This window comes from Streptomyces sp. NPDC050704 (assembly GCF_040654355.1).
Taxonomy (GTDB): domain Bacteria; phylum Actinomycetota; class Actinomycetes; order Streptomycetales; family Streptomycetaceae; genus Streptomyces.
The window spans coordinates 23546-30576 of sequence record NZ_JBFAHW010000122.1 but is presented as its reverse complement, the minus strand read 5'-3'; the positions used below and the strand labels follow the sequence as shown (position 1 = coordinate 30576).

The following is a 7031-nucleotide window of genomic DNA, read 5'->3' as shown; positions in this document are numbered from 1 at the left end:
GGCGCGGGGAACTGCGCACCCAGCCCCCACCGGCCCGCAGTGATCACACCCTCCCAAGCCACCCCGATCTTTTAGGGGCGCGGGGAACTGCGCGATCGGCCCCCACCGGGCCCGCAGTCCACACACCACCCCAAGCCACCCCAGTCCTTTAGGGGCGCGGGGAACTGCGCGACAAGCCACAGCCGGCCCGCACCCTACAAACCAACCCAAGGCACCCCCAGCCTTCAGGGGCGTGCGGCTCGCCGGGGGCCGGACTCGGCCTTCCAGAGGGCGAGTTCGCGGTCGCGTGGGCCGAGGACGACCTCCGGCCTCCCCGCCCCGAACACCCGGACGGGATGCGTCCGGTCCCAGGCCGGCCACCCGGGGTCACCGTCGACAGCGAACCGCACCCACGCCGAGTGCATCGCGTCGGCAAGGTCCTGCGGCGCGCCGGGACCGGCGAGCTTGGCGGACTCGGGCACGCCGAGGGTGTCGAAGACGAAACCCAGCTCCAGGGCGTGGCAGGCCCCGAGCCCGGGGACGTTGGACGGCCAGGCGAACTCGTAGACGTACGAGGCCGCTTCGTGGGCGTCGGCAAGGCGGTGCAGCGGTACACGCAGCAGGTGGTCGGTGACCAGCTGGCCCACCAGGTCGGCGGTGCCCGCGTCCGGGTGGGCCGGCCGGTAGCCACGCGGGACGGCAGGGCCGCAGCGGCAGCGGGCCATCGCGCCGGCCAGGGCGAGCGGGCCGAGCCGGTCGATGCGCGCCAGCAGTCCGGTGGGCGCGAGCCACAGCCGGTACTCCTCGCTGGTCCAGCCGAGGAGCAGGTCGACGTCCCGGGCGGCACCGTCGAGCAGCGCCTCCATCGGGTCGCGCGGTACGAGGTCGCCGTCGATGACGATGCCGAAGGCCGGGCCGCCGAGGAGCGGGCCGGCATGGCGGCCGGCCTCGACCTGCGCCCGGGCGAGGGCGGCACGGTCTGCGGTGGCGAACGCCACGGCGGTCGCGGGGATCTTCAGCCGGGTGGCCATACGACGGACCAGGCGCCGCACCTTGTCCCGTTCCGTCACCTCGGGCGGCCCGCTCTGCAGCACCGCCCGCCGGAAGAGTCCTCGGGCTCGCGGGCTCGCCAGCAGCGAGCCGATGCTGATCGCGCCGGCCGACTCGCCGAAGACGGTGACCTTGTCCGGGTCACCGCCGAACGCAGTGATCGCGTCCCGTACCCACTCCAGTGCGGCGAGCTGGTCGCGCAGGCCGGGGTTGGCGGGGGCGTCCGGGAAGAGGCCGTAACCCTCCACCCCTAAGCGGTAGTTGAGGGAGACGAACACCACTCCGTCGCGGGCGAAGGACCGGCCGTCGTACACCGGCATCGCCGAGCATCCTCGGGTCAGCGCGCCGCCGTGGATCCACACCATGACCGGGAGCCGGGCCCCTGGACCCGGCTCGGGCGTCCACACGTTGAGGTTGAGCCAGTCGTCGCCGGGCACGACCGGGTCGGAGAGCAGCCTCGCGAAGGCTTCGGAGTACGGCGGTTTCGGTGGCGTCGGCCCGAACGCGGCCGCGTCGCGCACGCCGTCCCAGGGCTCGGGCGGGACGGGTGGCCGGAAGCGGCGCGGGCCGACGGGCGGGGCTGCGTAGGGGATGCCGCGGAAGACGGCGACGCCGTGCTCGTACCGGCCGCGGACGGCACCGTAAGGGGTGCTGACCACCGGATGATCCTCGGTCGTTACCGGCCTCTCGGTCGTTACCGGCCTCTCGGTCATTCGGCCGTCTCCTCACGCCAGCGGTGGACTGTCCCTCGGCCCCTCAGGGCACCACATCCCCTCGTGTCACGCAGCCCCCGCTCGCCGAAATCCGCCGGGTCCCTGACTGTGGGGAGAGCCTGTGGGGAGGGTGGGAGCGGGGTGGAGAAGCGTCCGCGTCCCGCGTGTTCGGCATTTCGAAAGTTTCGGCTCCGTGGGATTCCACTGAATTCCCAACTCTTCCGCGACGAGTGACGTCGGCCTTACTGTAGGAAGCGCTTTCTACCCGAAACTTTCGCTGGCCCTCGGGACGGGGCCGGAGAGGTGGGCTTCCATGATGCGTACCGGGAGCGTGGCGGGGCCGACCCTCGCGGTCGTCGCCCGCGAGGCCGGCGTGTCCGTACCGACGGCCTCGAAGGTGGTCAACGGCCGCGAGGACGTGGCGCCGGAGACCCGCCGTCGGGTCACGGAGGCGCTCGACCGGCTCGGTTATGTGCGCAGACCCCGGTTCGACGCGGTCAAGTCGCCGGGTCTGGTCGATCTCGTCGTGCACTCGCTGGACAGCTCCTGGTCGGGGGCGATCCTGCACGGGGTGGAGGAGGCGGCGCACGACGCGGGGCTTGAGGTGGTGGTCTCGGCGGGCCTGACCCGGACCCGGGGCGGCCGCCCTGAGCGCGGCTGGCTCGACAAGCTCTCCACGCGCGGCTCCTCCGGGGTGCTGTTCAACCTCGCCGAGCTGACCGCGTCCCAGTACGCCTGGCTGGAGCAGCACCGCATCCCGTTCGTCCTGATCGACCCGGTGCTCGAACCGCCGCCCGGTGTCGTCTCGGTCGGCGCGGCCAACTGGCACGGCGGGGTGACCGCCACCGAGCACCTGCTGTCGCTGGGCCACGAACGCATAGCGATCATCGCCGGTTACCGCCGCAAGATGTGCAGCAGCGCGCGCGTCGCCGGCTACCGCTCGGCCCTCGCCGCGGCGGGTCTGCGCCACCGTCCCGAGTACCTCCGCTACGGCAGCTTCGACGAGAGCGCCGCGCACCGGAGGATGCTGGAGCTCCTTGATCTGCCGGAGCCGCCCACGGCCGTTTTCGTCTGCTCGGACCGGATGGCCCTCGGTGCGTATCGTGCCCTCGGCGAGCGGGGGTTGTCCGTGCCTGGCGATGTCAGTGTGGTCGGGTTCGACGACCTGCCCGAGGCGCACTGGGCTTCGCCGGCCCTGACGACCGTGCGCCAGCCTCTGTCGGAGATGGCGGCGACCGCGCTGCGCCTGCTGGTGCGGATGATGTCTGGTGAGCAGCCTGAGGGGACGCGTACGGAGTTGTCTACTCGGCTGGTTGTGCGGGCCAGTACCGGGCCCCGCTGAAGGCTCCGCCGGGGAATGCGGTACTGGCGCTGCGGGCCGCCTGTGGTCGGGCGAAGGCGGGGGGCCGAAATTTTCGGCTCAGCCCGTCGTGCCGACCTCGTTGTCGGGTGCCCCGTCGCCGACCGGCGGCAGGTCGCCGCGCTCGACCGGTTCGGTCGCGGCGCCCTCGGGCGCCGGGGGCAGGAGGGCGGCCAGTTCGGCGGCGTCGGGATGGTGCACCGCCGCCGCGGCCTCGCGCAGGACGGTGCGATCCACCGTGTTCGCGTCAGTGCTGAGTCTGATCACATGGCCGTCGCGAGGCACGGCGTACTCGTGCTGGTTGGGGCCCTTCCGGTACCAGGCCTTCCCGTCGCGCTCGCAGGTGACCGATTCCGACGAGCCCTGTCCCGTCGGCAACTTCGGGCAGGTCTCCGCGGTGAGTTCGGCCCGGTCCACGAAGAGCCCGATCTGGGCGCCGGTCTCCTGGGACGTGTACGTGGCGGAGAACCCGTCGCCCCCGTACACCCCCACCGACTGCTGCGCCACGGCGAACCCGGGAGCCTCGATGACGTAGACGAACTCCGGGGCGATCCCCAAGGCCCGGGCGCGGGCGGCGAGTTCGGCAGGGTCGGCCGAGCCCTCCGGCCCCGAGGCCGTGCCGGTCCCCGTCCCCGAGCCGGCCCCGGCCCCCGCCTTCTCCGTACCGCAGGAGACGAGCAGCAGGGGCAGGAGCAGAAGCGGCAGGGCGCGTGCGGCACGGATCATGGGTCCATCCTGCCGCACAGGTGTTCGCCGTGCCCCTCGGTTACTCGGGCACGCGGTTACTCGGGCACTCGGACACTCGCGGCTTCGGGTTCGTTCGGTCCCTGGTCCAGGCGGTACGGCGGATAGACGTCCGTCAGCAGCATCCCGTACGCCGTGACGCGGGTCGCCCAGCGGTGCAGCCCCACGTTCAGGTCGTACATGCCGCGTGGATAGCGGCCGGTGAACAGCAGCGAGACGCCCGCGTAGAAGGCCAGCAGGCCCGCGAGGCCGCCGGGGGCGCCGACGCCTCCCACCAGGGTGGCGGTCACGAGAAGCTGCGGCAGCACCAGGAGCCACCACTTGACCAGGACGAGGCCGCGGGAGAACTGTTCGGCGTGGGCGATCTCCAGATGAGCCGGGTAGTCGGGCACGTCCGCCAGCGTGAAGGGCGGATAGCGGTCCGTGCCGAGCGATCCGAACGTGTAGTACGACACCCGCCAACTCCAGCGCAGTACCCCGACGTTGAAGTCGAACAGGGCCCGCGGATAGCCGCCGGTGATCAGGATCGCGAAGAAGGCGATCACGCTCACGACCAGGAAGCCGATCCAGAGGAAGCCGAGGACGATGTAGTGCGGGATCGCCAACAGCCATTTGACCAGCCACAGCCAGCGCGACAGGCCGGGGTCGTACACGGCTTCCAGGGTGACCGGGCTCTTCAGGTGGCCGCTCTTGAGATGGTCGTGCGGGGTGGTGGCCGCGTGGGACATTCCACTCCTCTCCCCCGGCGGACATGGAACTGATCCGCCCGCTTTTGCCCGCATTCGGGCCTTTCTCCCCGATGTACCGCCGGGTGGAGGGCCGCGCAAGGCGCCGGGTCGGAACTGTGTCCGATTTCTTCAAGACGGCCTGCCCGGCCCCTGCCTACGGTGGCCGTATGACTCCACGATTCGACCTCATCGGCCTCGTCGTCTCGGACATGGCCGCCTCACTCGCCTTCTACCGCCGACTCGGTCTCGACTTCCCCGAGGGTTCCGAGGAACAGCCGCACGTCGAGGCCGACCTGCCCGGCGGACTGCGGTTCGCCCTCGACACGGAGGAGACGGTCCGCTCCTTCCACCCCGACTGGCAAGCTCCGACCGGCAGCGGCCGGGTCGGCCTGGCCTTCCTCTGCGACTCCCCGGCGGACGTCGACGCCACGTACGACGCCCTGGTCGCCGCCGGCCACCAGCCCCAACTCAAGCCCTGGAACGCCGAATGGGGCATGCGCTACGCAGTCGTCCAGGACCCGGACGGCAACGGAGTGGACTTGTTCGCACGGCTGAGCACCGTCACGTAAGGGCACCACCACGTAAGGGCCGCGCCCCGCAAGGGCGCCCCTTCAGGGGCGCGGGGAACTGCGCGACCAGCCCCCACGCACCCGCAGTTCACCACACCCCACAAGCTCAACGGCGCAGCAGTTCACCCAACGACCGCCCCGCCAAGTCCCGCACCTCCCGGGCAAGATGAGCCTGATCGGCAAACCCGGCACGGGCAGCCGTATCCGCCAGCGGCACCCCCGCCCGGGCAAGGGCCAACGCCCGCTGAAGCCGCAGAACACGGGCCAACGTCTTCGGCCCGTACCCGAACGCGCCGAGCGACCGCCGATGCAACTGCCGCTCACTCCACCCCAACGCATCCGCGGTCGCCCCGACGGAGCGCCCCGCGGCCAGGGCCGCCACAACCGCCCGCAGCCACGGCTCGGGCGGCGCCGCGTCGGCCACCCGGCCGAGAGCCACCGCTTCGAGCGCCGCGGCAGGATCGGCCGCCGAGTCCACCCGCTCGGTCAGCCGCCGCACGGCGGCCGGAGTCCACAGCTCCGCGAGGTCGACGCGCCGGTCGCGCAGTTCGTGAGCCGGTACGCCGAGATAGGCGGGCGCGGTGCCGGGGAAGAAGCGGACGCCCGCGAACCGGGCGCCCGCGGGCGCGTCGCCCACGTACGCACGCGTGTCGGGACCCGCGACGAAGAGCCGCCCCTCGGTCCACAACAGGTCCATACAGCCGTCGGGCAGCACCGGAGCGACATCGTCCGGCACGGCGGTACGGGTCCACACGACCGCGCCCGTGAGCCGTGACGGCCACTCCGCGTACGGCTCGGTCACCGACTCGGTCACCAGCTCGGTCACCGCCTCAGCCATGGACGAAAGGCTGCGCCCGCGTCCGGTGCTCCTGCGGGCTGACCCCGTACACCCGCTTGAAGGCGCTGGAGAGCGCGAACGAGCTGCCGTAGCCGACCTGGCGGGCGATCGCGTCGAGGGTGTCCTCGGTGTCGCGCAGCCGGTCCGCGGCGAGGGCGAGGCGCCAGCCTGTCAGGTACGTCATCGGGGGTTCGCCCACGAGCTCGGCGAAGCGGCGGGCGAGCGCGGCCCGGGAGACACCGGCCTTCGTGGCGAGGGAGCCGACCGTCCAGGGGTGGGCCGGATCGTCCTGGAGGAGGCGGAGCACCCGGCCCACGACGGGGTCTGCGAGAGCCTGGTACCAGGCGGGCGCCGCGGCCTCCGGGCGGGAGAACCAGGCGCGCAGCGCGGCGATGACCAGCAGGTCGAGCAGCCGGTCGAGGACCACCTCCTGTCCTGGCTCGTCCCGGACGATCTCCTCCATGATCAGCGGGGTCAGCGGGCACGCCCACACGTCGGAGGTCAGGGTCAGCAGCGGCGGCAGGGCGTCGAGGAGCCGTCCGCTGATCTCGCCCTGCATCGGGTACGTGCCGATCAGCATCACCATGGAACCGTCGAGCCGGTCGCCCCAGGTGCGCACACCCAGGTCCATGGTGCCCTTAAGGGAACGCCCATCCGGGTACGTGCACACCTGGCCCGGCAGGATCACCGCGAACGGCGCGGTCGCGGGGTCGTCGGCGCAGGTGTACGGATCGGGGCCGCGGGCGATGGCGAGGTCGCCGGCCCGCACCAGCACCGGCTCCCCCGTGTCGGGCGTGATCCACGCCTCGCCGCGGACCATGAGCATGGCGGTGAGCGGGGCGCGGTCCTCGATGCGAATGGACCACGGCGGCTCGAAACACGCACGGATCATGAAGGCACCCCGTGCGCGGGGGCCCTCCAGAAGGCCTGCGAGGGGGTCCCCCCGCGTGAGCATGTTCGATCGTGGCGGAGCGTCCATGAAATCAGAGTAGACGCGTACTTATGGGAACGAGAGGTTCAGCGATGTTCCCCTGCAGCGTGCGGCAGTTG

7 protein-coding genes are annotated in these 7031 nt (G+C 72.0%); 2 read left to right on the top strand and 5 right to left on the bottom strand.

Annotated elements, in window-relative coordinates; all coding sequences use genetic code 11:
* Positions 1-224 precede the first annotated feature (224 nt).
* Entirely contained in the window at positions 225-1742 is a 1518-nt protein-coding gene (locus tag AB0I18_RS42880) for a carboxylesterase family protein (protein ID WP_363111203.1), read from the bottom strand.
* Positions 1743-2055: 313 nt separating this feature from the next.
* Here AB0I18_RS42880 and AB0I18_RS42875 point away from each other — a divergent pair, with 313 nt between their 5' ends.
* Positions 2056-3084, top strand: coding sequence for a LacI family DNA-binding transcriptional regulator (locus AB0I18_RS42875; RefSeq protein ID WP_363111202.1), 1029 nt, complete (start codon positions 2056-2058; stop codon positions 3082-3084).
* A gap of 78 nt (positions 3085-3162) precedes the next feature.
* Here AB0I18_RS42875 and AB0I18_RS42870 read toward each other — a convergent pair whose 3' ends face one another.
* Positions 3163-3828 carry a hypothetical protein gene (locus AB0I18_RS42870; protein ID WP_363111201.1) on the bottom strand — a complete coding sequence of 222 codons (666 nt, stop codon included), beginning with the start codon at positions 3826-3828 and terminating at the stop codon, positions 3163-3165.
* A 56-nt stretch (positions 3829-3884) separates the two neighbouring features.
* Positions 3885-4574 carry a DUF4389 domain-containing protein gene (locus AB0I18_RS42865; protein ID WP_363111200.1) on the bottom strand — a complete coding sequence of 230 codons (690 nt, stop codon included), beginning with the start codon at positions 4572-4574 and terminating at the stop codon, positions 3885-3887.
* Between the two features lie 167 nt (positions 4575-4741).
* On the opposite strand from AB0I18_RS42865, the gene AB0I18_RS42860 reads away from it, so the two are divergent.
* Positions 4742-5143, top strand: a complete 402-nt coding sequence (locus AB0I18_RS42860; protein ID WP_363111199.1) for a VOC family protein — start codon at positions 4742-4744, stop codon at positions 5141-5143.
* A 106-nt stretch (positions 5144-5249) separates the two neighbouring features.
* Here the strand turns inward: AB0I18_RS42860 and AB0I18_RS42855 are convergent, their stop codons facing one another.
* Positions 5250-5981: a helix-turn-helix domain-containing protein gene (locus AB0I18_RS42855; protein WP_363111198.1), complete on the bottom strand. Its 732-nt coding sequence runs from the start codon at positions 5979-5981 to the stop codon at positions 5250-5252.
* A complete protein-coding gene (locus AB0I18_RS42850) occupies positions 5974-6936 on the bottom strand; it encodes an AraC family transcriptional regulator (protein WP_363111206.1) in 963 nt (320 codons plus the stop codon). The genes AB0I18_RS42855 and AB0I18_RS42850 overlap by 8 nt, the downstream gene beginning before the upstream one ends.
* Positions 6937-7031: the final 95 nt, after the last annotated feature.

What these genes read in the sequence shown, in the direction of transcription:
- AB0I18_RS42865 (WP_363111200.1), bottom strand. Translation starts at nt 4,574, where the DNA reads ATGTCCCACGCGGCCACCACCCCGCACGACCATCTCAAGAGCGGCCAC.
- AB0I18_RS42855 (WP_363111198.1), bottom strand. Translation starts at nt 5,981, where the DNA reads ATGGCTGAGGCGGTGACCGAGCTGGTGACCGAGTCGGTGACCGAGCCG.
- AB0I18_RS42875 (WP_363111202.1), top strand. Translation starts at nt 2,056, where the DNA reads ATGATGCGTACCGGGAGCGTGGCGGGGCCGACCCTCGCGGTCGTCGCC.
- AB0I18_RS42870 (WP_363111201.1), bottom strand. Translation starts at nt 3,828, where the DNA reads ATGATCCGTGCCGCACGCGCCCTGCCGCTTCTGCTCCTGCCCCTGCTG.
- AB0I18_RS42880 (WP_363111203.1), bottom strand. Translation starts at nt 1,742, where the DNA reads ATGACCGAGAGGCCGGTAACGACCGAGAGGCCGGTAACGACCGAGGAT.
- AB0I18_RS42850 (WP_363111206.1), bottom strand. Translation starts at nt 6,936, where the DNA reads ATGCTCACGCGGGGGGACCCCCTCGCAGGCCTTCTGGAGGGCCCCCGC.
- AB0I18_RS42860 (WP_363111199.1), top strand. Translation starts at nt 4,742, where the DNA reads ATGACTCCACGATTCGACCTCATCGGCCTCGTCGTCTCGGACATGGCC.